Source organism: Solwaraspora sp. WMMA2056 (assembly GCF_030345095.1).
Lineage (GTDB): Bacteria > Actinomycetota > Actinomycetes > Mycobacteriales > Micromonosporaceae > Micromonospora_E.
Genome location: NZ_CP128360.1, coordinates 834091 through 859872, shown reverse-complemented (window position 1 = coordinate 859872; position 25782 = coordinate 834091). Strand labels below are relative to the sequence as shown.

17 protein-coding genes are annotated in these 25782 nt (G+C 70.9%); 10 read left to right on the top strand and 7 right to left on the bottom strand.

Annotated elements, in window-relative coordinates; translation table 11 throughout:
- Positions 1 to 16: 16 nt before the first annotated feature.
- Both O7608_RS03970 and O7608_RS03965 read right to left on the bottom strand, forming a co-directional pair.
- A complete protein-coding gene (locus O7608_RS03970; RefSeq protein WP_502959172.1) occupies positions 17 to 1966 on the bottom strand; it encodes a MinD/ParA family ATP-binding protein in 1950 nt (649 codons plus the stop codon).
- Positions 1967 to 2042: 76 nt separating this feature from the next.
- A complete protein-coding gene (locus O7608_RS03965) occupies positions 2043 to 3050 on the bottom strand; it encodes a diacylglycerol kinase family protein (RefSeq protein ID WP_289208691.1) in 1008 nt (335 codons plus the stop codon).
- Between the two features lie 128 nt (positions 3051 to 3178).
- Between O7608_RS03965 and O7608_RS03960 the strand changes: the two genes are divergently transcribed.
- The 3 genes from O7608_RS03960 (at position 3179) to O7608_RS03950 (ending at position 7449) form a co-directional block, all read left to right on the top strand.
- Positions 3179 to 4465 (top strand): adenylosuccinate synthase, encoded by a 1287-nt coding sequence (locus tag O7608_RS03960; RefSeq protein ID WP_289208690.1) that lies wholly within the window; start codon positions 3179 to 3181, stop codon positions 4463 to 4465.
- A 226-nt stretch (positions 4466 to 4691) separates the two neighbouring features.
- A complete protein-coding gene (locus O7608_RS03955) occupies positions 4692 to 6074 on the top strand; it encodes a ferredoxin reductase family protein (protein ID WP_289208689.1) in 1383 nt (460 codons plus the stop codon).
- Positions 6075 to 6189: 115 nt separating this feature from the next.
- On the top strand, positions 6190 to 7449 hold the full coding sequence (locus tag O7608_RS03950; protein WP_289208688.1) for an FAD-dependent oxidoreductase: 1260 nt from the start codon (positions 6190 to 6192) through the stop codon (positions 7447 to 7449).
- Here the strand turns inward: O7608_RS03950 and O7608_RS03945 are convergent.
- Positions 7443 to 8309 carry a S1 family peptidase gene (locus O7608_RS03945; protein ID WP_289208687.1) on the bottom strand — a complete coding sequence of 289 codons (867 nt, stop codon included), beginning with the start codon at positions 8307 to 8309 and terminating at the stop codon, positions 7443 to 7445. The genes O7608_RS03950 and O7608_RS03945 overlap by 7 nt on opposite strands.
- Before the next feature lie 164 nt (positions 8310 to 8473).
- Entirely contained in the window at positions 8474 to 9019 is a 546-nt protein-coding gene (locus tag O7608_RS03940; protein WP_289208686.1) for a DinB family protein, read from the bottom strand.
- 288 nt (positions 9020 to 9307) lie between these two features.
- On the opposite strand from O7608_RS03940, the gene O7608_RS03935 reads away from it, so the two are divergent.
- Positions 9308 to 10528, top strand: coding sequence for a hypothetical protein (locus tag O7608_RS03935; protein ID WP_289208685.1), 1221 nt, complete (start codon positions 9308 to 9310; stop codon positions 10526 to 10528).
- A 104-nt stretch (positions 10529 to 10632) separates the two neighbouring features.
- On the opposite strand, the gene O7608_RS03930 is transcribed toward O7608_RS03935, so the two are convergent.
- Entirely contained in the window at positions 10633 to 11940 is a 1308-nt protein-coding gene (locus tag O7608_RS03930; RefSeq protein WP_289208684.1) for an ABC transporter permease, read from the bottom strand.
- Positions 11937 to 12635 (bottom strand): ABC transporter ATP-binding protein, encoded by a 699-nt coding sequence (locus tag O7608_RS03925; RefSeq protein WP_289208683.1) that lies wholly within the window; start codon positions 12633 to 12635, stop codon positions 11937 to 11939. The genes O7608_RS03930 and O7608_RS03925 overlap by 4 nt, the downstream gene beginning before the upstream one ends.
- 173 nt (positions 12636 to 12808) lie before the next feature.
- On the opposite strand from O7608_RS03925, the gene O7608_RS03920 reads away from it, so the two are divergent.
- From O7608_RS03920 to O7608_RS03905, 4 genes are all read left to right on the top strand, one after another.
- Complete coding sequence (locus O7608_RS03920; RefSeq protein ID WP_289208682.1) at positions 12809 to 14014, top strand: sensor histidine kinase; 1206 nt, start codon at positions 12809 to 12811, stop codon at positions 14012 to 14014.
- On the top strand, positions 14011 to 14694 hold the full coding sequence (locus O7608_RS03915) for a response regulator (RefSeq protein ID WP_289208681.1): 684 nt from the start codon (positions 14011 to 14013) through the stop codon (positions 14692 to 14694). The genes O7608_RS03920 and O7608_RS03915 overlap by 4 nt, the downstream gene beginning before the upstream one ends.
- A gap of 85 nt (positions 14695 to 14779) precedes the next feature.
- Entirely contained in the window at positions 14780 to 15388 is a 609-nt protein-coding gene (locus O7608_RS03910; RefSeq protein WP_289208680.1) for a hypothetical protein, read from the top strand.
- A gap of 21 nt (positions 15389 to 15409) precedes the next feature.
- A complete protein-coding gene (locus O7608_RS03905; protein WP_281552477.1) occupies positions 15410 to 16018 on the top strand; it encodes a hypothetical protein in 609 nt (202 codons plus the stop codon).
- Positions 16019 to 16091: 73 nt separating this feature from the next.
- On the opposite strand, the gene O7608_RS03900 is transcribed toward O7608_RS03905, so the two are convergent.
- Positions 16092 to 18212 (bottom strand): UvrD-helicase domain-containing protein, encoded by a 2121-nt coding sequence (locus O7608_RS03900; protein WP_289208679.1) that lies wholly within the window; start codon positions 18210 to 18212, stop codon positions 16092 to 16094.
- 135 nt (positions 18213 to 18347) lie between these two features.
- On the opposite strand from O7608_RS03900, the gene drmD reads away from it, so the two are divergent.
- The gene (drmD, locus tag O7608_RS03895; protein ID WP_289210769.1) at positions 18348 to 21632 is read left to right on the top strand and encodes a DISARM system SNF2-like helicase DrmD; all 3285 of its coding nucleotides are present in this window, start codon (positions 18348 to 18350) and stop codon (positions 21630 to 21632) included.
- Positions 21632 to 25771 (top strand): Eco57I restriction-modification methylase domain-containing protein, encoded by a 4140-nt coding sequence (locus tag O7608_RS03890; protein ID WP_289208678.1) that lies wholly within the window; start codon positions 21632 to 21634, stop codon positions 25769 to 25771. Before drmD ends, O7608_RS03890 begins: the two co-directional genes overlap by 1 nt.
- Positions 25772 to 25782 lie beyond the last annotated feature (11 nt).

Here is a 25782-nt window from a genome sequence, read left to right as displayed (position 1 = left end):
CAGCCGACGGCCGCGCTCACAGCCCGTCGGAGACCGCTGCGGCGATCTTGAGCCAGGCCTGCCGGAAGGTCGACGAGAGCTGCCCGTACCGGATCGGTTCGCCGCTGTCGATGATCCGTTCGTACGGTGCCAGCAGGACGGTGCGGGTACGGGCGGCGAAGTGCTGCTCGATGGGGCGCAGGTCGATCTCCCGTCGCGACGGCGGCATGGAGATCACCGTCACCGCCTGGCGGACCAGCCGCTGCCGGCCGGTCTGCTCCAGATGGTCGAGCATCCGGGCGGCGGGTTCGGCGGAGTCGTTGCGGGCGGACATCGTGACCACGAGCTGGTCGGTGGCGTCGATCGCCGCCTGCCAGTTCTGCGCCCGTACGTTGTTGCCGGTGTCCACGAAGATCAGCTTGTAGAAGCGGCTGACGACCTCGCGGATCTCGGCGAACGCGGCGGCGGTGAGCATCTCGCCGGCGGTGGCCGACTCGTCGGAGGCGAGGACGTCGAACATGCCCTCGCCCTGCGCCCGGACGTACTGGGACAGGTCACCGACGCGGCCGTGTGAGCCCTGGAACTGTCGCAGGTCACGCAGCATGTCGCGGACCGTACGGGAATGGAAGTCCTGCTGGGCGCGCATCCCGAGGGTGCCCTGCGTCTCGTTGTTGTCCCAGGCCAGGACGTACCCGCCGCGTTTCTGCCCGAAGGTCATGGCCAGCATCAGGATGGCGACGGTCTTGCCGGCGCCGCCCTTGGGGTTGACCACGGTGACCTGGCGCAGCCCACCGAAGTTGCGGCGCACCATTTCGATGTCGCGCCGGATCTCCTGCTCCTGCTGACCGGGCGGCAGCTTCACCAGCCCGAGCGTGGTCCGGTTGAGCGCGGCCCGCATGCCCATCGTGGCGACCGGGTTGGCCGGTTTGACGGCGCGCCGCTGGGCGAACTCCTCGGCGGTCGGCGCGAAGCCGTCACCGACCCAGCCGGCGTGCGGATCGGGCTGGCCGTGCGGCGGTGCCGGTGGGTACGGCCCGGCCACTGCGGGCGGCACGGGGTAGGTGACCGCTGGCGGCTGCGGGTACCCGGTTCCCGCCGCCGGCGGGTAGCCGGCGGCCGGTGGTACGGGCTGTGGCGGTGGTACGGGCTGTGGCGGTGGTACGGGCTGCTGCGGTGGTACGGGCTGCTGCGGCGGGGTCGGTGGGGACGGAATCCGGTGTACGCCGGGAGCCTCCTCGTACGGCTGGCGAGGCAGCTCCGTCACGCCGGGAACCACCTGCTGGTACGCCATCGGCTGCGGCGGCGACCAGCCGCCACCGTCGGCCGGTGTCCAGTCGTCCCAACCGGTCGCTGCCGGTGGACCGGCATCGGCGGGTGCCCACGGGTCGGCCGGCTGCCCCATGCCGGCGGCCGGCGGGGATGGTGGCGGGCCCGGTGGCGGTGGCGGGCCCGGTGGCGTGGGCGTCTGGCCGGGCGGCGGTGCCGGCCGGCTCGGGCCAGGGTGCGGCGGACTGGGGTGAGTCGGGCCGGGCCGGGGCGACGACGGATGCGGCCGACCAGCGGACTCCGGCGCGAACTGCTCCGCCGGCGCGAACTGCTCTGCCGACGCCGACGCTGACGTCGGCTGCTCGGGTGAGCGTCGCGGTGCCGGCGGCAGGCCGCCCCGCTGATCGTTGTCGCCGGTGTCCGTCGGCGGGGTCAGCCGGCGCGGCGGCTGTGCCCACGGTGAGGTCGGTGAGTGCGGCAGCCCGGGGTCCCGCTCGACCGCCCGACCGTTGCCGTCACCCGGCTGCGGCGTCGGGGCGACGTCGTGCGGTGGTGGCTGGCTGGCCGCTGCCGTGGGCGGCGGGGCGACCGGCACGACCGGGACCGCCATCGTGACGTCGCTGCGCCCGGTGGCGACGATCTCGTCCGGCGGCCAGAACGGCTCCTCCACCGGCGCGCCACCGGCGCCGGTCGACACCGCCGGTTCGGTCTGGTCGTGCACGGCGTACTCCCCCTCGCCCCCCGTGGCCCCACCCGAGGATGTGCAGGTCAGTCGCTACTTAGCGTCGCATACCAGGTCAATGTGTGTACACGCCCCAGGCGGCTGGTTCCACCCACCAGGATCGTTTGCGGGTCAATGTTCCCGTCACCGTATCGTCCACGAACGGCAGCTCTCCGTCGCGCGGGGTGACCGCCGCCGCCCGACCACGGGCCCGCCGTACCTCGATCTTCACCCGCTGCCCGCGCCACCACGATCTCGTCACCACCGGCACCGCCACCGCGACCTCCAGCAGCCCGTCCGACGGGTCGGGGTGGGCCACCAGCTGCACCTCGGCCAGCCGGGCGTACCCGTCGGCGTTGGCCACCACGCAGGCCAGCACCGGTTCGTCGCCGGCACTGAGCACGGTGTCGTCGACCTCGACACGGCCCCGCCACGGCAGCGGGCGGTCGGCGTCGTCGGCACCGCCGAGCAGCGCCCCGTCGAGGGTCACCGAACCGGCGTCGGTACGCAGCAGGTCAAGCCGGCGGACCGGGCCGTGCAGCACCGCTGCCGCGACGGCGGCCGGATCGCGGGGCAGCCCGAGCCGCCCGGCCAGGTCGCCCGGCGGGGTGCCCCCGTCGGTCGGCGTGTCCCGCACCAGGCCCGGGTCCAGCGGCAGGATCCCGATCGCCGGCAGGTCGGGCAGAGTGCGGTTGTCGGCCAGGTCGGCGGGTCGGCGACTCGGCGGTGGAGCGTACCGGCGCACCAGCCGGCGCAGCACGGCTCTTAACTGTCCGTCGCTGGCCGTCGCCACGACCAGCCGGGTCTTGCTGTCCTCATCCGGCCAGGTCAGCCCGTCCGTCCGGGCCGGTCCGTCCAGCTGGGCGAGTACGTCGTCGATCTCCCGGTCGGAGCGGGCGGTGACGGTCCGCACCCGGGCACCGGCCGCGACCAGCGCGTCCCGGCAGGCCAGCACCGGCACCCGGACCGGTTCGGCGCAGTCGGACTTCGGACGGGTCGCCGCCGTACCGCAGGCGACCCCGCAGCCGCCGTCGCAGCCCGCGTCCGGCTGGCTGCCGAGCGTCAGTAGCACCACGTCGTACACCGTCGCCGCCTCCTGCCGATCCTCGCGGCCACGTCCACCAGGATCGCGGCCCTTGTTAGCCTGACTCCCCGGGCTCGCCACGCGGTCGCCACCTGGCACCCGAGCCCCATGGAGGCGGGTTACACAAGATGCCAGCGATCGTGCTGCTCGGCGCGCAATGGGGTGACGAGGGCAAGGGCAAGGTTACCGACCTGCTCGGTGAGCGGGTCCACTACGTGGTGCGGTTCTCCGGCGGCAACAACGCCGGACACACCGTCATCACCCCGGACGGCCAGAAGTACGCCCTGCACCTGATGCCCTCGGGGGCGCTCTCCCCGAACGCGATGATCATCATCGGCAACGGGGTCGTGGTAGACCCGAAGGTCCTGCTGACCGAGATCGACGGCCTGGCCGAACGCGGCGTCGACGTCTCCCGGCTGCGGATCTCCGGCGACGCGCACCTGATCATGCCGCACCACCGGGCGCTGGACCGGGTCGTCGAGCGCTACCTCGGGTCGTCGCGGATCGGCACCACCGGTCGGGGCATCGGGCCGGCGTACGGCGACAAGGTCGCCCGGATGGGGATCCGGGTCCAGGACCTGCTCGACCCCGGCATCCTGCGCAAGAAGCTGGAGCTGGCGCTGCGGGAGAAGAACCAGATCCTGTTCAAGGTCTACAACCGTAAGGGCATCGACCTCGACGCGGTCGTCGAGGAGTACCTCGGCTACGCGTCCCGGCTGCGTCCGCACATCGCCGAGACCCGGGCGATGCTGTGGGACGCCCTGGACCGGGGCGAGACGGTGCTGCTCGAAGGCGCGCAGGCCACCATGCTGGACATGGACCACGGCACGTACCCGTTCGTCACCTCGTCCAACCCGACCTCCGGCGGGGCGTGCGTCGGCACCGGGATCCCGCCGACCGCGATCACCAAGGTGATCGGGGTGACCAAGGCGTACACCACCCGGGTCGGCTCCGGGCCGTTCCCGACCGAGCTGTTCGACGCCAACGGCGAGCACCTGCGCAAGGTCGGCGTCGAGTACGGCACCACGACCGGGCGGGAGCGCCGCTGCGGCTGGTTCGACGCGGTCGTCGGCCGGTACGCCGTACGGCTCAACGGCATCACCGACCTGGTGGTCACCAAGCTCGACGTGCTCACCGGCCTGCCGAAGGTGCCGATCTGCGTCGGCTACGAGATCGACGGCGAGCGTTTCGACGACATGCCGATGACGCAGACCGGGTTCCACCACGCGAAGCCGATCTACGAGGAGCACGACGGCTGGTGGGAGGACATCACCAAGGCCCGCACCGAGGCGGAGCTGCCGACCAACGCCCGCCGCTACGTCGAACGCATCGAGGAGCTGTGCCGGGCGAAGGTCAGCGTGGTCGGGGTCGGTCCGGGCCGTGAGGAGAACGTCGTCCGCCACGAGCTGCTCTGATCCGTACGGCCTGCGCTGATCCGTACGGCCTGCTCTGATCCGTACCGTTTCGCCAGGTCCGTGCCGGCGTGGCCGGCTCCCTCAGGAAACCCTCAGAGTTCCACCAAGCGTGGCGGTGCCTGCCCGCTGCATGATCGACCCGGTCCCGTCCGTCGGCCACCATCGGCCGACGGCGGGACACTTCCCCCGAAATCGATCGATGTAGCGGATAGCAGGGAGCAAGGCAGTGAGCCGGCTGTACGGCGATCCCACTCGGGCGCAACGCTCGATGGCAGCCACCCCCACCCCGACACCACCGACCGGTGTCCCACCGATGACCCTGGCCCGTGTGACGCTGGGCGTCGTCGTCGCGGTCAACCTGGTGATCCTCGAAGTCGTCTTCTTCGCGTACGGCCAGGGTCAGCACCCGGTGCTGACCGTCGCGAAGTTCTTCGGCCTGCACGCGGCCATGATCATGATGGTCCAGCTGACGCTGGTCGCCCGGATCCCCTGGCTGGACCGGCGGCTCGGGATGGACCGGCTCACCGCCTGGCACCGCTGGCTCGGCTTCGGGCTGTTCTGGACCGTGATGCTGCACGCGGCGTTCGTCATCACCGGCTACGCCACCCTCTACGACATGGGGTTCGGCGAGACCTTCCTCAGCCTGGCCCGGGTGCCCGCCGCACTGCTCGGGATGATCGCCGCCGGCATCATGATCGTCGTGGTCGGGGTCTCCATCCGGTACGTCCGGCGACGGCTGCCGTACGAGACCTGGCACGCGCTGCACGTGCTGATCTACCTGGCGCTGCTGGCCGGGCTGGTGCACCAGTTCATCGAGGCGACCACCTTCTCCTCCGTCCTGGCCACCGGCTACTGGTGGACGTTGTGGACGCTGGTGCTCGGCTCACTCGTGATCAACCGGTTCGTCGTGCCGGTGTGGCGCAACGCGTACCACCGGTTCCGGGTCGCCGCCGTCGTGCCGGAGGCCGACAACGTCGTGTCGGTGCACGTCACCGGCCGGCACCTGGACCGGCTGCCGGCCCGCGCCGGGCAGTTCTGCATCTGGCGCTTCCCCGGCCACAACCGCTGGTGGCAGGCGAACCCGTTCTCGTTGTCGGCGGCCCCCGATGGCCGCTCGCTGCGGCTGACCGCCAAGGCGGCCGGCGCGACCAGCGCCGGGCTGCGGCAGCTGAAGGTCGGCAACCGGGTCTTCATCGAAGGGCCGTACGGCGCCTTCACCAACCTGCACCGCAAGCGGGACAAGACGCTGCTGGTCGCCGGCGGTGTCGGGATCACCCCGATCCGCGCGTTGCTGGAGGAGTCGGGTGGGCAGACCGTGGTCCTCTACCGGGCGGCCAAGGAGACCGACGCGGTCCTGCTCGGTGAACTGCAGGGGCTGGCCGCCACGCGGGGCGCCCAGGTGCACCTGCTGACCGGCCGCACCGGTGCCGGTACGCCACCGAACCGGCCGTTCGACCCGGCGAACCTGCACGCGCTGGTGCCGGACATCACCGAACGTGAGGTGTTCGTCTGCGGGCCGCCGGCCCTGACCGCCGCCGTGGTCGACAGCGTACGGACCATCGGTGTGCCGAACGCGCAGATCCACGCCGAACGGTTCGGTCTCGGCTGAGTGGTTCCGTCTCGGCCCCTGCGGTGCGGTCTCGGCTGAGCGGTGCGGTCTCGGCTGAGTGACAGCTCAGTTGTTCGACGGGGGTCCTGGTCCTGGTCCGGGGAGGACGAACGAGGTGGGTGGCAGCGCGATCGTGGTCGGGGCCGGCATCGCCGGCCTGGTCACCGCCCGGGTGCTCAGTGAGCACGTCGACCAGGTGACGGTCCTGGAACGGGACCGGCTGCCCGACGCGGCCCTCCCGCGTCGGGGTGCGCCGCAGGGTCGACACGGCCATCTCGTGCCGGCGGCCGGCCAGCGACTGCTCGAGGCACAGTTTCCCGGGCTGGCCCGGCGACTGGCCGACGCCGGTGCCGTCGCGGTGCCCGCCACCGAGCTGATGTGGCACCACGACAGCACCGAGCTGGCGTGGCACCGCGACGGCACCGACCTGGCGTGGCGCCACGACGGCACCGACCGCCCGCTCGGGCCGGACCCGGCGCCGGACCTCCTGTCAGCGAGCGGGCCGGTGCCGGTCGTCCTGTCGGCGAGCCAGCCGTTGCTGGAGATGGTCGTCCGCCACCACCTGCTGCGGCTGCGCCGCAACGTCCGCGTCGTCGACGCCACGGCGGTGGACGGTCCCGTCATCACCGACGACCGGGTGACGGGGGTCCGGGTGGACGGGGCCGCCCACCACGCCGACCTGGTCGTCGCCTGCACCGGGCGCAACACCCACTTCTTCGACCAGCTGGCCAGGCACGGTTTCCCCACCCCGGAGATCTCGGCCGTGCCGGTCGACGTGACGTACGCCTCGCAGTTGGTCCGCCGCCGCCCGGGTGACCTCGACGGCGCGCTCGCCGTGGTGACCGGGGACCCGGTGCCGGGTGGCCGGATCGGCCTCATGCTGCCGTTAGAGGGTGACCGGTGGATGGTCACCCTCGGCTCCTGGCAGGGCGAGATGCCGCCGAGCGACCCGGCCGCGTACGAATCGTTTGCCCGCCGCCTGGCGTCGCCCGCGATCGCCGACGTCCTCGCCCGCGCCGAGCCACTCGGTCCGGTGCTGACCCACCGGACCCCGACCGACCAGCGCCGGTACGCCGAACGACTGGACCGCACCCCGGCCGGATTCCTGGCCCTGGGCGACGCCGTCCACAGCGGCAACCCGATCCACATGTACGGGGTGACGGCCGTGGCGGCGCAGGCGCGTGCCCTGGATCAGGCACTGCGCCGGCACCGCCCGGCCGCACCGGAACTGCCCCGGGACTTCTACCGCCGGGCGGGCCGGGCGATCGACGTACGGTGGCGGACCGCCACCGGCGGGTCGTTCCCCGCGTCGACCGACCCGGGTGGGTCGGTGTCCGCGTCGACCGACCCGGACACCGCCCGGGTCGGTCAGTAGATCGTCACGTCGTACGCGTCGACTGCCTCACGGACCGGCTGGTAGAAGGTCGTGCCGCCGGTCCGGCAGTTGCCACTGCCGCCCGAGGTGAGGCCCAGCGCGGTCGATCCGGAGTAGAGCGGGCCGCCGGAGTCGCCCGGCTCGGCGCACACATCGGTCCGGATCAGGCCTCGGACGACCCCACTGCCCAGGTAACGGACCCGGGCGTTGAGCGCGGTGACCGTACCGCTGTGGGTGCCGGTCGTCGAACCGGTACGGGTGACCGACTGCCCGACGAAGGCGTCGCCGACGGTGAAGCCACCCGGGTGGCTCTGCGCCGGGTTGTCGTACCGGACCAGGCCGTAGTCGTCGCCGGGGAAGCTGTAGTCGACGGTCGGGCCGATCAGGCTGGTCAGCGCGGAGTTGCTGTACCAGGTGTCGATCACCTCACCGCAGTGCCCGGCGGTGAGGAAGTAGTAGGTGCTGCCGCTGACCACGTTGAAACCGAGCGAGCAGCGTCCGCCGCTGCCGTAGATCGGGTCGCCGGAGGAGACCAGCCGGGTGAACACCCCGGAGGTGCGTTCCAGCTTGATGGCACCGGCCTTGCCGCGGGCGGCCAGCCGGATCTTGGTGATCTCGGCGCGGGAGACGCTGCTGTCGGCGGTGACCACGACCCGACCGGTGGCGCTGTCGACGTGCCAGGCGATGCCTTCGACGCCGGAGGCTTCCACCAGGTCACTGACCTGGGCGAGTTCGCTGGCGGTGTAGACCGTCGGGGCGGCGACCCCGGCGGACGGCAGGGTGAGCGTACCGGCGGTGACGATGCCGACGACGACGGCGAGCAGCCGCGTCGACCGGCTCGGGATGCTGCGGATCCGCACTGTTCCCTCCTGAATGGGACTGGAGATCTCGGACCTACTGGATATTGACAGTTTTGTTGTCCGTTGATGTTGATGCAAGCGCTAACACGTCAACATTACTTAGACAATGACCAATTGGAAAAACCATTCTGGCAATCGTCTGGCGAGGTGGGGTCGCGTGCCGGTCAGGATGCCGGTTGGTCCGACCCGGCATGTGCGGCGCGAATCATCAGCAGCTGGCCGATTTCGGCGACGTTCTTCATCAGCTCCGCGTTGACCCAGCCGACCAGGTGGGCGAGGCTGAGCCCGGCGTCGGCGGGCCACGGGTAGGCGACGGCCCGGTCGAGGTCGGCGTCGGTCAGCCGGTCGAGCGCCGCCGTCCAGTCCGAACGCAGCTCGCGCAGCCAGCGCACGGTCGGCTCGCCGATGCCCGGCCAGTGGATCTCCGTACGGTCGTGTGGTGGTCGCCCCTCGACGTGGTCGATCGCGACGGTCCACCACCAGCCGATGTGCCAACTGAGCCAGGCGATCGTCGGCACCGGTACCGGATCCGGCTCGGTCTCGGCCCAGTCCGGCACCCAGCCGCCGTCGTCGGACGGCCGCATCGTCCAGCACACCGGTGCCGGCTCGGCAAGGAAGTCGTCGGTCCGTAGCCGTTCCAGGTGGTACTCGAACAGCGACCAGGTCAGTTCGAACTGCCAGCTGAGCAGAGTGGCGCGGGCGGACGGCATCGGGCGATCATGCCAGCTCCGACCCGATCGGGCGTACCCGATTATGCGGATGGTGCGACGTCACTTTATGAGCCGTCGACCAGTGGAGCCCATGAAGATCGGACGCAACCGGGCAACCCGTCCGGGTCGTCCGACCCGTGGCCGACGAGTTACTGACATTGACCATCTCCGGCTTGCGCCCGGACATCACAATCCATTGTGGATCTTGTTACCTTTTCGAAGTCGGCATCAATCGAAGTATCTGAATCATGATGGTGCCGCACCCGTTCTTCGTCGAGAGGATCACGGATGTCCCGTCCTGCCCGCCTGACCCGGCGCGCCCTCGTCGCCGCCGTCACCGGCGCCCTCGTCGCCACCCTCACGCCCGGCACCCCGGTCTCGGCCGCCGACCGACCCTTCACCTACCAGGTGACCCCCGGCTCCGCGCAGTGGCGCGCGCTCGGCAGCCACCAGGAGATGGTCGACGCCGTACAGATGCCGGCCAAGACCGCCGCCGTCCTGCGGACCCCGCTGCTCGTCGACGCCGTCCTGGCGTACCCGCTGCTGCCCGACGCCCTGGCCTTCAACAGCGTCCAACACGGCTTCGAGACCGTCACCGCCCGCTTCACCGGACTACAGGAACTGCTCCGCCGCCCCGACGCCGGCCAGGAACTGCTCACGCGCTACCGGACCCTGAACGTCGCGGCCCGCGGCGGTGAGTCCCTCGCCGACGCCGGCGACCGGGCGCTGGCCGTGTGGAAACTGGAGACCGTCCTCGCCCAGCCGCAGGTGCTCGCCACCCTGACCACGGCGCAGTCCGAGGAGTTGCTACGGCTCGGCCTCGCCGTACACCGCGCCAAGCAGACCGATGCCACGACGTACGGCCAGGCCGGCCTGGAACCGACCGCGGTGCTCCTCGGTCGCGCGCTCGCCACCCGGGAGAGCTGGGACTGGTCCCGCTCGGAGCTGCTGCGCGAAGCTGTGCAGCTGCGGCCGGGCGCGGTGGAAACCACCGTCGCGGCCGTACGGGCGCACCTGACCGACCCCAGCGTCGCCCACCCGGTCAGCGACGACGTCGGGACGCTGGACTACGCCAGCACCGTCTACACCCCCAACGGCTCGGCCGTCTCGGTGATCACCATGACGTCCGAGCTGACCAGCGCCCAGATCAGCAGCTACAACAGCTACGTGGCGACCAACTATCCGTCGGCGTCGCGGGAACGCAACGCCTCGCGCAAGTACAACTGCCACTCGTACGCCTGGTACAGCACCTCCAGCGCGAACGACCGGTGGATGAACACCCCCGGGGACGACCGCTACTGGCAGGACGGCAGCTATACCCGCTGGCAGATCCCGTACCAGTGGTTCTCCAACATGAAACTGTCGTACGCCAGTGACGACCACTCCGGCATCTGGGTCGGCACCGGCAACTACGTACGGTCCAAGTGGGGCCAGCTCGGCCTGATGTACCACTACTGGAACTACTCCCCGTACAACAGCTCCACCACCAACTCGTACTTCCGGCTCTGATCCACGGTCGGCCCGACTGACCCTGACGAAACGGCGACGTGCCTGGCGGGAGTTCCATCCCGCCAGGCACCTCGTGCGTCCGGTGGCCTACCTGCCAGCTGCGGCTACTCGTAGCGCAGCGAGTCGACCGGGTCAGCCCGGGCCGCCCGCGACGCCGGCAGCGTGCCGGCCAGGAACGCGATCGCCATCACCAGGCCGATGATCGCCGCGATGGAGAACGGCTCGAAGGCGATCAGCGTGAGCCCCGGCAGGTCCGCGAGGAAACTGCCGGCCAGTGCGCTGCTGATCGCGGTGCCCGCCGCGACCGCCAGCACCGCGCCGATGGCGCTGCCGAGGAAACCGATGAACGTGGCCTCCAGGCTGAACAGGCCGAACACCTTGCCCGAGCCCATGCCCATCGCCTTCATCAGGCCGATCTCACGGGTCCGCTCCTGCACCGACATGAACAGGGTGTTGACGATCCCGAAGCTTGCCGCCAGCAGCGCGATCACCGCGAAGGCGTTCAGCACCCAGACGATGCCGTCGATGACGGTACGGAACGCGCCGAGCTGATCGGCGACCGTGCTCCCGGTGTAGCCGGCGTCGGCCAGCCGGTCCTTCAGTGCGCTGATCTGCTCGTCGGTCGCGGCCGGGTCGAACCAGACGGCCGCCTGGGCGTACCGCTGCGCCTCGGCGGCCGGGACACCGGTGTTCTGCGCGTCGAACAGCGCATCGGTCAACGCGTCGTTGGGCACGACGCCGCCCCCGGTCGCCAGGGTCTCCTCGGCCACCCCGACGATCGTCGCCTCGATCACCTGCTGCGTGCGCTGCGCGTCGGTCACCGCGATCGAGACGGTCTGCCCGACCGCCGAAGCGTCGTCAGCGAAGCCGAGCGGTTCGACGTACGACGTCGGGAGCGCGAGCTGCAGCTGCGACGAGGCGTTGTCCGGCTCCGACCCGGCGGCCAGCGGGGTCCGCTGCCCGGCGACCAGGCCGCCCACGTCCACTACGTACCGCGTACCGTCGCCGACCTGGATGTAGTCGGCGCTGATCGACCGGGTCGCCTGTACGTCGAGGACACCGTCGATGTCGGCCAGGGTGTCCAGGTCGGCCGGGGTGAGCGCGACGACCGTCTGCTGACCGGGCGGACCGTCCTGCCCGCTCGACACCGTGTCCGGGTCGTACTCGGCCGGCCCGGCGTCGGCGGAACCGAACCCGTCGTCGGCGTCCGGGGTCTTGACGACCGACATGACGTCGGACGCGCCGATCGCCGTCACCGTGTCGTCGATGTACGCGTTGATGCCGGTGCCCAGCCCGCTGGTCAACGTCAAGGTGAACGCGCCGATGAAGATCGCCAGGATCGTCAGCAGCGTACGGGTCTTGGACCGGAAAGTGTTCGCGGTGGCCGAGCCGACCAGATCGGAGATCTTCATGCCGGCACCGCCGCCAGGTCGTCGACCAGCTGGCCGTCCCGGACCAGGATGCGGCGGTCGCAGCGCGACGCGAGCTCCTCGTCGTGGGTGACGACGATCAGGGTGATGCCGTTCTGCCGGTTGAGGCCGAAGAGAATGTCCTCCACCACGGCGCCGGTGGCGGAATCGAGGTTACCGGTCGGCTCGTCGGCGAAAATGATCCGCGGATTGTTCACCAGCGCCCGCGCGATCACCACCCGTTGCTTCTGCCCGCCGGAGAGGTTCGCCGCCTTGTTCTTCGCCTTGTCGGCCAGCTCCAACTGTTCCAGGGCGGCCATGCCGCGCCGCCTACGCTCGGCCCGTCCGACGCCGGCGATCTTCAGCGGCAGCATGACGTTGTCGAGGACCGAGGTGTTCGGGGTGAGGAAGAACTGCTGGAAGACGAACCCGAACGTCTTGTTCCGGGTCTGGTTGAGGCGGCTGCCCCGCAGCGTACGGGTATCGACCCCGTCCAGCGTGATCGTGCCCGACGTCGGGGCGTCCAGCAGCGCGAGAATGTGCATCAGGGTCGACTTGCCGGATCCGCTCTTACCGAGGATCGCAACACTCTCGCCGTCATGAATGTCGAAGTTGACTCCCTTCAGCGCGTCGAAACTGTTCGCGCCCCGACCGTACGTCTTCCGTACGTCGACAGCCGAGATGACAGGGCTTTCCATCGGACTCCTCGTATTCGCCGACCAGGCCGAATTCCGGCTGGTGTCTCCATCGTCGTCGGCGGCACGGTCCGCCGCGTCACTCTGTGGCGGGCATTCGCGTACCGCGTTCGCGGTACGGGGGAATACCGCGCCAGGTGGACCTGCCTGGTCACGGCGGCCGGCAGACTGGGGCCATGACGACCACTGCGGCCGTGCCGGCGGACCCGAGGTACGGCCGTCCGCGCGTACCGCCGTGGGTCGGTGACCTGGCCGCTGCGGTGATCATCGTCGCGACGGCGCTCGCCCCGTTCAAGGTCCCCGAGCACGAGGCGGCCGGACCCGTCACCATCGCCCTGGCGATCGTCCCGGCCGTGCTGCTGCCGCTGCGGCGGCGCTGGCCGCTGCCGGTGCTCGCCGGCTGTATCGCGATCTACGGACTCGTCGCGGCCACCGGGGCGCTGGAGCCGGGCGTGGTGCTCGCCGTGTCGATCGCCATGTTCGGGGCGGCGAACCGCACGGACCGGCGGACCACGCTCACCGCAGCCTGCGCCGCCGTCGTCGCGACGACCCTGCTCAACCTCCTGACGGCGATCGGGAGTGTGTTCGATCCCCGGGCGTTCCAGGTCACCGTCCTGGTCGCGTTCGCCGCTGCCGCCGGCGACGGCCACCGCTCCCGGCGGGAATACCTGCGCGCCATCATCGAACGCGCCGAACGCGCCGAACAGACCCGCGAATCGGAGGCCCGCAGACGGGTCACCGAGGAACGGCTGCGGATCGCCCGTGACCTGCACGACGTCGTCGCCCACCAGATCTCCGTGATCAGCCTCAACGCCGGGGTGGCGTCGTCGGCGCTGCAGACCCGCCCGGAGCGGGCCCAGCAGGCCCTCGGTGCCATCCGTGGCGCCTCCCGGACCGTGCTCACCGAGATCGGCGACCTGCTGCGGGTCCTGCGTACGGAGGACGACGACCCCACCAACGGGGCGGCGACCGCCCCGCAGCCCGGTCTGCACCGGCTCGACCAGCTGGTCGCCGGCTTCACCGGGGCGGGACTCCACGTGTCGCTGCGGACCGATGGGGACCTGGCGGCGGTCAGCGGCGCGGTGGACGTGGTCGCCTACCGGGTGATCCAGGAAGGTCTCACCAACGCCCATAAGCATGGTGCCGGGCATCGCGCGCATGTCCAGGTCGAGGTCGACCCTGACCGGATCCACGTGATGGTCACGAATCCGGTGTCCGGCCGGTCGGCCGACGACCGGTCCGAGGTGCCCAGCAGCGGGCACGGACTGGTCGGCCTGCGGGAACGGGTCGCCTCGGTCCGTGGCGTCGTCGAAACCGGCCTGTCCCCGGGCGGCTACCGGCTCGCCGCCACCCTGCCGCTACCCAAGGAGGAACCCCGGTGACCACTGTGCTCGTCGTCGACGACCAGGCACTGATCAGGCAGGCCGTGACAGCGATCCTGACCGACGACGGCCGGATCAGCGTCGTCGGCGAAGCGGTCAACGGTACGCAGGCTGTCGCGCTCGCGGGCTCGCTGCGCCCCGACGTCGTACTGATGGACATCCGGATGCCGGAGCTCGACGGCATCGGCGCGACGGCGGCCATCTGCGCCGATCCGGCGCTGGCCGGGACCCGGGTGCTGATCCTCACCACCTTCGAGGAGGACGAGTACCTGGTGGCGGCGCTGCGGGCCGGCGCGAGCGGCTTCATCGGCAAAGGGTCCGAGCCGGAGGATCTCGTCCGGGCGGTACGCGCGGTGCACGCCGGCGACGCGCTGCTGTCACCCGCCGCGACCCGCAGCCTCATCGAGAGGTACGTGCTGCCGGCCCCGCCGACGGCCACGGTGGGCGGCTTGCCTGTGGTCCCTGAGACCGTCGGGCAGCTGACCGACCGGGAACGCGAGGTGCTGCTGCTGGTCGCACGCGGCCGGTCGAACCAGGAGATCGCCCAGGATCTCGTCATCTCGCCGCACACGGCGAAGACCCACGTCAACCGCATCATGACCAAGCTGTACGCGCACGACCGCGCCCAGCTGGTGATCCTCGCGTACGAAAGCGGCCTGCTTACCCCCGGCCTGACCTGAGTGCCGAGGCGTCTGTCGGAGATCTTGCACCGTGCTGCCCGGGTCCGCCTTGTGGTCCGTGGACTGGCCCGCCTACCGTATCGATATGTCCCGATCATTGTTGTTGATGGGGCGGGGGTGCCTGCCGAGCGGGGTACGGGCCGCCATGGTCGTGGCGGCCGGCACGGCGCTGTCGTTGCTCGCGGTCGCTCCGGTGCGGGCCGCCGACATGGTCCCCCAGGCCTGCCCGATCGAGGAGACCTACGAGGTCTGGTCGCCACAGAAGGTCTGGATCTCCACCGACACCGCGAGCGACTGGCAGACCGGTCCCGGGTCCATCGACTTCACCGGTAGCGGCACGATCGACATCTCGGTCACCACGTCGGCGAGCTTTTCGGTCTCGGCCGGTGCGCTCGTCGCGTCGGCTGAGACCACCTTCGGTGTCGACCTCACCGTCGGGTCGAGCCACACGACCAGCTGGAGCCACTCGATCCCGCTGTCGTCGGGGGTGACGTCCCGCCTGGTACGGACGAAAGAAGGCCGGCTGTTCGGCTTCAGGAAGCATCGGCTCAACACCAACTGCACGGTGACCACGTCGGCTGGCGCGGTGGCGTACGCCCCACTCGCGTCACACAGTTCGAACTACTACTGCTGGAAGCGGGACGACTACCCGGCGACGGCCTGGTGGTATCCGAACCCGCAGGGCGGGTGTTAACAAGGGGTGACGTGGGGAGACATGGGAAGGCTGCCTACCGCCCTGGGCCTCGCTGTGGTCCTGGCGTTCGGCGTCGCCGGGTGCACCGGCGGCTCGGACGGCCCGGATAGCGGGGCGCCCAGGCAGTCGTCGTCCGCAGGCCTGGCCGACGACGATCATCGGGGTGTCGCCCTCGAATCGGCCGGGCGCGGCAGCCAGCACAGCTCACAGCTGGAGGTCAGCCAGAGCCGCTACGACGGCCTGGTCGTCTTCCGGAACGTGACAAGCTCTCCGGTCCAGCTGATCTCCGTTGAGATGGCGACCAGCGACTCGGCGGTCGTCAGCGTGGACTCCGTCGGCCTGGTGGCGCTGGCGCCGGACCAACCCGACGGAGTCGGCTTCACCGACCGGTTCCCGCCCGTGTTCGCACCTGGTCTGACCGCCGTCGACCCGGCTTCGGTCGAGCTGCTGCCGAGCGATGCCAGCCGGGAACGCTACTCGACCGTATTCAAGATCACGGCCGTTCGGCCCGGCCTGTGGGAGGCCCCACCCGTCACGGTGACCTACCGGTCGACCGGGGGCGTTCGCTCGATCGACTTCCCGCACCGGCTCTCTGTCTGCGTCGAGCCCGCCTCGACGGCCGAGTGTTGAGGCGGGCTCGACGGGCGGTCCCCGCCATGAGTCCGTTGAGCAGGGCTGTGTGGCGGAGGGTTCAAGGGGTTGGTCAGTGGGTGGGCCGGGCGTCGAGGAACGGGCTGGGCGCACCGGCGTAGGAGACGTAGAGCGAGTCTCGGGCGCGGGTGCAGGCGACGAAGAGCAGGCAGCGTTCCCGTTGCAGGTCGTGCCGGTGCGCGGTGGGGTCGTCGTCGGCTGCGGTGATCGTCGAGCGGGCCGGCATGGTGTCGGCGTCGACGCCGATCGCCGCGACGCAGCGGAACTCGAGCCCTTTCATCGCGTGCATGGTGCCGACCCGTACCGCGTTGGTCTTGCTGGCGGTGGGGGTGCTGACCGGGATGCCGGCGGTGTCGAGCCGGTCGCGGGCGGCGCGGGCCAGGTGGCCGTTGCGGGCGGCGACGGCGATCGCGTGTGGCTCGACCCCGTCGTCGATCCAGCTGCGTACCTGGGTGACGAGCTGGTCGTGCTCGGCGTCCCGGTCCGGGTGGCCGGCTACCCGGGGCCGGCGGCCGTGCATCGGCGACCGGTAGCCGGTCAGGTCGTCCTGCTGGTCGTCCAGCCCGGTCGGGTGCACGCCGGTGAGCAGCCGCACCGACCAGGCGAGGATCTCCTGGGTGGTGCGGTAGTTGATGGTCAGCTTGCGGCTGCGGCCGCGGATCCCGACGCCGAGGCTGCCCAGCGACACATGGTTGTCGTAGATGCGCTGGTGCGGGTCGGCGACGATGAACAGGTCGTCGGGGCCGGCGGCGACGGCGGCCCGCAGCAGTCGCCACTGGGCCGGGTGCAGGTCCTGGCCTTCGTCGACGATGACGTGCCGGTACGGGCGGTCCGGCCGTTCGGCGAGGATCTTCGCCGCCTGGTCGGCCAGCTGCAGGTGGGTGTACTGCTCCTGTTGCCGCAACGCGTCGGTGACCTGCCGGATCGCTTCCCAGACGGCGAGCCGTTGGTCTGCGCGCAGCGGCGCGCCCCGGCCGTGTCGGCGGGCGGCCAGGTAGCCGGCCGGTTCGGCGATGCCCTGGGCCAGGATCACCTGCTCCCATTCGCGCTGCAGGAAGGTGGCGCTGTGCTGCCCGCCGGTGGCGTCGGCGGCCTGTTCCCACAGCGGTCGGGTGACGGTCCTGGCGTCGGCGATGACCGGTTGGCGGCCGAGGGTCTCGGCGACGATCCGGTAGGCGAGCCGGTCGACGTTCAGCACGTCGATCCGGTCCCGTATCGGCGCATCGTCGGTGAGCAGGCCGAGTTGCCGGTCGAGAGCGTCGGCGAGGTTGCGGGTGAAGGTGGTCAGCAGCAGCCGGTCCGGGCCGCCGGTGATCCGGGCGGCGAGGAACACCGCCCGGTGCAGGGCGGTCACCGTCTTGCCGGTGCCGGCACCGCCGGTGACCAGCGCCGGTCCGGCGTACGACGGGCGGTGGGCGATCTCCCGTTGGGTCGGGTGCAGGAAGACCCGCCAGGCGTCGAACGGGTGGGCGAGGATGCTGGCCAGCTCGGCGGGGCCGGAGACCAGGTGGAAGCGGTCCGGGGTGCGGGCGGCGGCGGCGGCCAGGTCGTCCGGGTCGACCGGCTCGGCGGGTGCGCTGGTCGGCAGGTGTGCGCTGACCTCGTCCCAGACCTGCTCCGGGGGGTAACCGGCGGCGAGGCCGGTGAGTGCGTCGTACTGGGCGGCGGGTAGCAGGTTCGCCAGGGCTTCCAGGTGCGCTTCGGTGGTGAGCAGCCGGACCAGGGGGAGGATGTCGGCGTCGACGCCGAGCCGGATCAGGTCGGCGTCGTTGACCCGGCTGAACAGCATGCTCGGGTTGGCCCTGGCGGCCTGCTGCAGGGCTGGCTCGATGCTGTCGAGGGCCTGCTGGTTGCGGACTTCGAGGACGCCGAGGGCCTGGTTGACGGTGAACCGCCGGCTGGTGGCGTACTCGATGGCGTCGTCGTGGGGCAGGACGGTGAGCAGCAGGAACTCGTCGCCGCTGGTCGGGGCGAGTACGACGCCCCGGTAGAACTGGGTGATCCGGATGGTGCGGATGCGGGAGTCCTTGGCGTTGGCGAGTTTCTCCAGGTGGATGCCGGCGTGGGTGTGTGCCGCGAACTTGTCGATCACGGCAGAAACCGATTTCTGAACGGGTTTCTGCAGCTTGGCATAGTCGGCCAGGAAGTCCTTGGCGATTCCGAGCTTGGCCACTGTCGTAACCCCTGTCGACTGTGTGGACGAATTGCACTAACCTGCACGCCTGCGTTCGCGGAGAGCCCATGCTACGCAACAGTTCCGAGCGCGGAGAACGACGAAAGGTGCAGAGTGGAGGCACGTACGTATGGAATGGGCCGTTCGGACATCTCGCACCAAACTATCGACGATGGTCAGCGTGGTGGATCTGCTGTCACAACCCTGACGGACCAGTCGGCGGTGCCCGCCGAAGGCCAACTGGTGACGGTGCGAAACCGCAGGTGGGTGGCGGCGCAGGTGGTCCGCGGTGAGGTCGCCAGCGCCGACCCGCAGGTGTTCACCGGGCAGGCGCCGCACCTGGTGCAGCTGGTCAGCGTCGAGGACGATGCCCGCGACGAGGAGTTGCGGGTGGTCTGGGAGTTGGAGCCCGGTCGGGCGGTGCACGACTCCACCGTTCTGCCCGGTCCGGGTGACGGGTTCGACGACCCGGCCCAGCTGGACGCATTCCTCGACGCGGTCCGTTGGGGCGCGATTGCCTCCGCCGACCGTACGGCGTTGCAGGCCCCGTTCCGGTCCGGCGTGGAAATCGAGGACTACCAGCTTGACCCGGTGGTGCGGGCGCTGTCCATGCCGCGGACCAATCTATTGATCGCCGATGATGTCGGTCTGGGTAAGACAATTGAATCCGGCCTGGTCATGCAGGAGTTGATGTTGCGGCACCGGGCCCGGACGATGGTGATCGTCTGCCCGGCCGGGCTGACCCGGCAGTGGCGCGACGAAATGCGGGACAAGTTCGGCCTCGAATTCCGCATCGTCGACAGCGCACTGCTGCGTGACCTGCGACGCAGCCGAGGCCTGTACGCGAACCCGTGGACCCACTACCCCCGGTTGATCGTCAGCGTCGACTGGCTCAAACGCGACCGCCCGCTGCGGCTGCTCCGCGAGGTGCTGCCGACCGCCCCCCGCTACCCGCGCGCCATCGACCTGCTCGTGGTCGACGAGATCCACACCTGCGCGCCGGCCGGCCGGGGCCGCTACGCCACCGACTCCCAGCGGACCAAGGCGATCCGGATCCTCGCCCCGCACTGCGAGCACCGGCTGTTCCTGTCGGCGACCCCGCACAACGGCTACCTGGAGTCGTTCACCGCGCTGCTGGAGCTGCTCGACGACCAGCGCTTCGCCCGAGGGGTGAAACCGACCGACGAGCAGCTGGCCCGGGTGATGGTCCGCCGGCTCAAGAGCGACCTGCCGCCGAGGTGGGACGGCAGCCCACGGTTCCCGGTGCGCCGCCTCGACTACCTTGAGGTCGACTACCCGGCCGCCGAACGGCACGCCCACGAGCTGCTGTCGCGCTACGCCGCCAGCCGCCGCGACGCCGCCGCCGACCGGGCCGGGCAGCTCGCCGCCGACTTCGTCACCACGCTGCTCAAACGCCGGCTCTTCTCGTCACCGAAGGCGTTCGCCGAAACCGTCGACACCCACCTGGCCACGATGTCCGCCCGCACCCCGGGCGGGTCCGGCAACCCCACACCCGTCCGGGACAAGGCCGACAAGGTGCTGCGGCCGGCGATCGACCGGCTCGACGAGACCGCCGAGGACGACGAGGCGTACGGCGAGGTCGAAGCCGACGCCCTGACCGCCGTACGCCGCTGGGCGCCGCCGCTGTCCACCGAGGAGAAGGCGCTGCTCACCGAGCTGCGGACCTGGGCCCGGTCGGCGCAGCACCAGCCGGACGCCAAGTTCACCGCGCTGCGCGCCTGGCTGGACCCGATCGTGCGGCCGGGCGGCGACTGGTCCGACGAACGGGTCATCATTTTCACCGAGTACCGCGACACCCAGCGCTGGCTGCACGAACGGCTGATCACCGCCGGCTTCCCGGCGGAACGGATCGCGCTGCTGTTCGGCGGCCAGGACCCGCAGGACCGCGAACACGTCAAGAACGTCTTCACCGAGGACCCGGCCCTGGACCCGGTACGGGTGCTGCTGGCCACCGACGCCGCCAGCGAAGGCATCAACCTGCAGCGCCACTGCCACCGGCTGCTGCACTGGGAGATCCCGTGGAATCCCAACCGGCTGGAGCAGCGCAACGGCCGCATCGACCGGCACGGTCAACGGGCCGCCGAGGTGCAGGTGCTGCACTTCGTCCCGGCCGGCTGGCAGCACGCCGACTACACCGACGGGTCCCTTGAGGACGAGCTGGCGTTCCTGCGGCTGGCTGTGGAGAAGGTCGAGGCGATCCGCACCGACCTGGGCAGCGCCGGTGAGGTCATCGCCACCCAGGTCGAGCAGAAGATGACCGGCAAGCGTACGGACTGGCGGGCCACCGACGCCGAGATCGGCCGGCGGGCCAGCCGTGCCCGGCTACGGTACGAGCGTGACCTGGCCCGTGAACTGCAGCGGCTCACCGAGAAGCTGCATGCCAGCCGTACCCAGCTGAACCTGACCCCGGCCACGGTGGAGCGGGTGGTCCGCACGGCGCTGCGGCTGGCGCACCGCCGCGACCTGATCGCGGCCCCGACCCCGGCGGACGCCACCGGCACCTGGTTCCGGCTGCCGGAGCTGCCCGGCGCGTGGGCGACGGCCCGCACCGACGGGCTGCTGCATCCGGTCACCGGCCGGGAAAGGCCGGTCACGTTCGACCCGGACGCCGCGAAGGGCCGCACCGACGTGGTGCTGCTGCACCTCGGGCACCGGCTGGTCGGCATGTGCCTGCGGCTGCTGCGCGCCGAACTGTGGTCACGGACCGGCGGCGGGTCCAGCGGCAGCACCTCCGGTGCCGGCACCGGCCCCGACGCGGGCACCGGGAAGCGGCTGCACCGGGTCACCGCCCGGATCGTCCCCGGCGAGCTGCTGCGCAGCCCGGCGCTGATCGCCCACGGCCGGGTGGTGATCACCGGCACGGAAGGCACCCGACTGCACGAGGAGATCATCACCGCGGGCGGGCCGATCGTCGCCGGCAAACTGACCCGCGCCCGCCAGGAGGAGCTGGACGCGCTACTCGCCGCCGCCACCGACGAGACACCGGCGGAGCCGATGCTGGGCCAGCTCGTCGAGCTGTGGCCGACGCTGTCCGAGCCGCTCAGCCGGGCCCTCGCCGTCCGCGCCGACCAGCGCAAACGCAGCCTGTACAGCCTGCTGGAGCAGCGCTGCGCCGAGGAGGTCACCGCGATCGGGGCGGTGCTCGACGAACTGGCGGCCAACATCCGGGCCCGCCTCGACGACACGCCGTCCTGGGAACAGCCGTCGCTGTTCGAGCTGGAACGCGAACAACTGCACGCCGACCGGGACGCCCTGCGGAACCGGCTGCGCGACATCCCGGCGCAGCGGCAGCGGGAGACCGACGCGCTGCGCCGCCGCTACGCCGACCCGACCGCCCGCTGGTTCCCTGCCGCCGTCACCTGCCTGGTGCCCGCTTCCCTCGCCCGAGGTGCCCGCTGATGCCGTCCACCCGAAGCACCGCCACCGCAGTCACTGCCGGCCGTCGCCCGTACCGGCCGGCTCCGCAACGTGCCGACGAGCAGCACGCCGAATGGCTCGGCCTGCTCGGCACGGACGGGCCGTTCCTGACCGTGCCGGTGCTGACCGTCGCCCTGCCCGACGGCCTGGACACCGTGCCCGACGAGGTCCGCCAGCGGATCCGCCAAGGCTGGGGTGAGATCCTCGACGCCCCGCCGGACCTGCTTGCCCCGGCCTGGGTGGAGCTGATCCTGACCGAGCTGCTGCGCTACCCGGCCAGCGCCCGTGGCGACGGCACCGCGCTGCCGTCGGAGATCCTCGCTGGCGCCGACCGGCGTCGCCGTCGACCCGACTGGATCATGTACGGGCCGGAGCCCGGCGGCGGCCGGGCCGCCCGGCTGCACGTCTACCACCTGCCGGCTGACACGCCGCTGACCAGGCCCGACGGCGACCGGCCGGCACCCACCGAGCAGGCCGCGCAGCTGTGCCGCGACACCCGTACCCCGGTGGCGCTGCTCACCAACGGCCAGCACTGGGCGCTGGTGCACGCCCGCCCCGGCACCGCCACCGGAGTCGCCGTCTTCGACGCCGACCTGTGGTTGGAGGAGCCGCTGCTGCTGCGGGCGTTCGCCACCCTGCTGGCGGCGAGCCGGGTGCTGCCGCCGGCCGCCAACCCGGACGGCACCGCGTCGACCAGCCTCGCCGGGTTGTTCGTCCGCAGCGCCGACGCCCTCACCCAGGTCACCACCACCCTCGGTGACCAGGTCCGCCGGGCGGTGGAACTGTTCGTCGGCGAGCTGGCCCGGCTGGACCGCGAATCCGGCGGGGAACTGCTGCGCGACGTCGCCGACCGGGAGATCTACCGGGGCGCGTTGACGGTGCTGATGCGTCTGGTCTTCCTGCTGTACGCCGAGGAGCAGCGGCTGCTGCCGCTCGGTGACCCGCTCTACCAGGAGGCGTACGCGGCGACCACGCTGCACGCCCAGCTGAGCCTGGCCCGGGACCTGTACAGCGAGGAGGTGACCGACCGGCGGGCGGCGGCCTGGCCCCGGCTGCTGGCCCTGTTCGCGGCGGTGCACGGCGGCTGCACCCACCCGGACCTGATGATCCCGGCGCACGGCGGGTCGCTGTTCGACCCGGCCCGGTTCGGCTGGCTGCACCGGGCGGCGGTCACCGACCGGGTCATCCTGGAGATCCTGGACGCGCTGCTGGTGCTGCGCCACCGGGGCAAGGCCGCCGAGCAGCTCAGCTACTCCAGCCTCGGGGTGGAGCAGATCGGCCACGTCTACGAAGGACTGCTCGACTTCTCCTGCCTGCGGGTGGATCAGCCGCACGTTGGGTTGGTCGGCAAACTGGAGCCGGAGCTGCCGCTGACCGAGCTGGTCGAGCAGGCCGCGCTCGGTGAGCCGGAGTTCCGCGGCTGGCTGGTGAAACGCTGTGGGCTGACCGCCGGTCAGGTGGGCAGGGCGCTGGCCCGCACGCCCCGGCCGGACGAGGTGGCGGCGCTGCACGCCGCCTGCGACAACGACGCCGACCTGGCTGAGCGGGCCCGCCCGTACTGGGGGCTGCTCCGCACCGACCTGCGCGGCCTGCCGACGATCTTCCCGGCCGGGTCGGTGTTGTTCACTCAGGTCGGCGACCGACGGGCCACCGGCACCCACTACACGCCGAAGGAGCTGGCCGAGGAGGTCGTCCAGCACACTTTGGCGCCGCTGTGTTTCGCGCCCGGCCCGGCGCAGGGCGTCGCCGAGGAAGGCGTGTGGCGGGCGAAGACCGCGAAGGAGCTGCTGCAGCTGAAGGTGCTGGACCCGGCGATGGGCTCCGGCGCGTTCCTGGTGGCCGCCTGCCGCTACCTGGCCGAGGTGGTGGTGCGGGCCTGGCAGCGCGACAAGCTGCCGGCTGAGCTGGCCGACCTGCCCGCCGACGGGCGCACCGAGGAGGAGCTGCGGCTGGTGGCCCGCCGGATGGTCGCCGCCCGCTGCCTGTACGGTGTGGACCGCGACGACATGGCCGTCGAGTTGGCGAAGCTGTCGCTGTGGCTGGTCACCCTGGCCAAGGGGCGACCGTTCGGCTTCCTCGACCATGCGCTGCGCTGCGGTGACTCGCTGGTCGGCATCACCTCGCTGGACCAGCTGACCGCCTTCCACCTGGACCCGGAGCAGGGGCGATCCTTGCACGCCCGGCTCTACGGCTCGGTCACCGACCGGCTGCACGAACTGGTCGCCGAGATGACCGAGCTGCGGGAGCAGATCGAGGCGAGCGTGGTGCAGGACACCCGTGACGCCGCCGACAAGGCGGCGAAGCTGGGCCTGATCGAGCAGATGGGGGACGGGCTGCGGCTGGCCGCCGACGCCGTCGTGGGCGCGGCGCTGTCCACCGCCGTACGGGCACAGCGCCGCCCGTGGGATCCGGCCGACGACCCCGACGACGATCCCGAGTACAGGTACGACGACCGGCTGTCGGCGATCAGCGACCAGGTGTACGCGGTGCTGCACGACGAGGCGTCGGCGGAGCAGACCCGGCAGTTGACCGACACGATCAGCGGCTGGCTGCGCGGCAGCCGCCCCGCCCCGATCCGCCCCCTGCACTGGCCGCTGGAGTTTCCCGAGGTCATCAATCACGCCGGCTTCGACGCCGTCATCGCCAACCCACCGTTCGTGGGCGGGCAGCGGCTGACCGGATCGATCGGCGTCGACCTTCGCGAGTATCTGGTGGAGCGGGTCGGCCGGGGTCGACGCGGCAGCGCCGACCTGTGCTCGTACTTCCTGCTGCGCAAACTGGCGGTGACCGGGAAGGGCCGAGTCGGGCTGATCGCCACGAACACGATCGCCCAGGGCGACACTCGCGAGGTCGGCCTGGACCAGGCGATCGACATGGGCTGGACGATCTACCGGGCGAACAAGTCGCAGCCGTGGCCGGGCACCGCCTCGCTGGAGGTGTCGCTGCTCTGGGTGGGGCACGCCGGCAGCGGCGAGGAGCGCATCCTCGACGGCCGCAAGGTGCGCGGCATCACCGCCTCACTCGATGCCGAGTCCCGAGTGACCGGCAACCCGCACCGCCTCGCCGCCAGCGCCGGCCAGTCGTTCATCGGCTCGTACGTCCTCGGTACCGGATTTCTGCTGGAGCCGGATCAGGCACAGGCGCTGATCGCCAAGGATCCACGTAACAAGGACGTGCTCTTCCCCTACCTCAACGGCGAAGACCTGAACACCAGCCCGGACTGCTCAGCCACCCGCTGGGTCATCAACTTCCACGACTGGCCCATCGAACGCGCCCAGCTGTACCCAGACTGCTTCGCCATCGTCGAACGCGAAGTCAAACCTGAGCGTGAGCGCAACAAGTACAGTGCTAGTGCTCGCAATCGCTGGTGGCAGTACGAGCGCCGTCGCCCCGAACTGTACAAGGCCATCGAAGGACTCGACCGCGTCCTCGCCATCGCGCTCGTCAGCAAGACCGGGCTGCCGATCACCGTGCCGACCGGGCAAGTGTTCTCGCATATGCTCGGTGTGTTCGCGACCGACCGCTTCGCGCACTTGGCGCTTCTTTCAAGCAAGTTCCACTTTTCCTGGTGGACAACTAAGGGCGAGTCGAGCCTCCGTAACGATGCTCGCTACACCCCATCCGATGGTTTCGAGACGTTCCCGCAGCCGGAGTTGACGGACCGGATGGATCGGGTGGGTGACGAGTTGGACTCGTACCGGCGGTCGGTGATGTTGGGGCGGGAGCTGGGGCTGACGAAGCTCTACAACCTGGTCCACGACGAAAGGGTGGCCAGCGCGGATATTCGGCGGCTTCGGGAGATTCACGTCGAGATTGACAAGGCGGTTGCCGAGGCGTACGGCTGGTCCGACCTGCGGCTCAACCACGGCTTCCACGAGACCCGGCAAGGCACCCGCTACACGATCGACCCGGCGATGCAGGTCGAGATCCTTGATCGGCTGCTGGAGCTCAACCACAAGCGCTACGACGAAGAAAATCGCAAGGGCTTGCACTCCGGCTCCCGCCGCACACCACGCAAGTCAACCAAGTCCGTCCCGCGACCCCGGAAGTCAGCGGAATCCGAGTCGCTACCCCCTGCCTTCGACGACGCCCTGTTCCCCCGCCCCGACGCCCTCTTCTAGCAACGCTTCTG

Excerpts from the sequence above, each read along its gene's own strand:
- O7608_RS03920 (WP_289208682.1), top strand. The coding sequence starts at position 12,809 with ATGACGACCACTGCGGCCGTGCCGGCGGACCCGAGGTACGGCCGTCCG.
- O7608_RS03940 (WP_289208686.1), bottom strand. The coding sequence starts at position 9,019 with ATGCCGTCCGCCCGCGCCACTCTGCTCAGCTGGCAGTTCGAACTGACC.
- O7608_RS03960 (WP_289208690.1), top strand. The coding sequence starts at position 3,179 with ATGCCAGCGATCGTGCTGCTCGGCGCGCAATGGGGTGACGAGGGCAAG.
- O7608_RS03935 (WP_289208685.1), top strand. The coding sequence starts at position 9,308 with ATGTCCCGTCCTGCCCGCCTGACCCGGCGCGCCCTCGTCGCCGCCGTC.
- O7608_RS03905 (WP_281552477.1), top strand. The coding sequence starts at position 15,410 with ATGGGAAGGCTGCCTACCGCCCTGGGCCTCGCTGTGGTCCTGGCGTTC.
- O7608_RS03910 (WP_289208680.1), top strand. The coding sequence starts at position 14,780 with ATGTCCCGATCATTGTTGTTGATGGGGCGGGGGTGCCTGCCGAGCGGG.
- drmD (WP_289210769.1), top strand. The coding sequence starts at position 18,348 with ATGGGCCGTTCGGACATCTCGCACCAAACTATCGACGATGGTCAGCGT.
- O7608_RS03925 (WP_289208683.1), bottom strand. The coding sequence starts at position 12,635 with ATGGAAAGCCCTGTCATCTCGGCTGTCGACGTACGGAAGACGTACGGT.
- O7608_RS03930 (WP_289208684.1), bottom strand. The coding sequence starts at position 11,940 with ATGAAGATCTCCGATCTGGTCGGCTCGGCCACCGCGAACACTTTCCGG.
- O7608_RS03890 (WP_289208678.1), top strand. The coding sequence starts at position 21,632 with ATGCCGTCCACCCGAAGCACCGCCACCGCAGTCACTGCCGGCCGTCGC.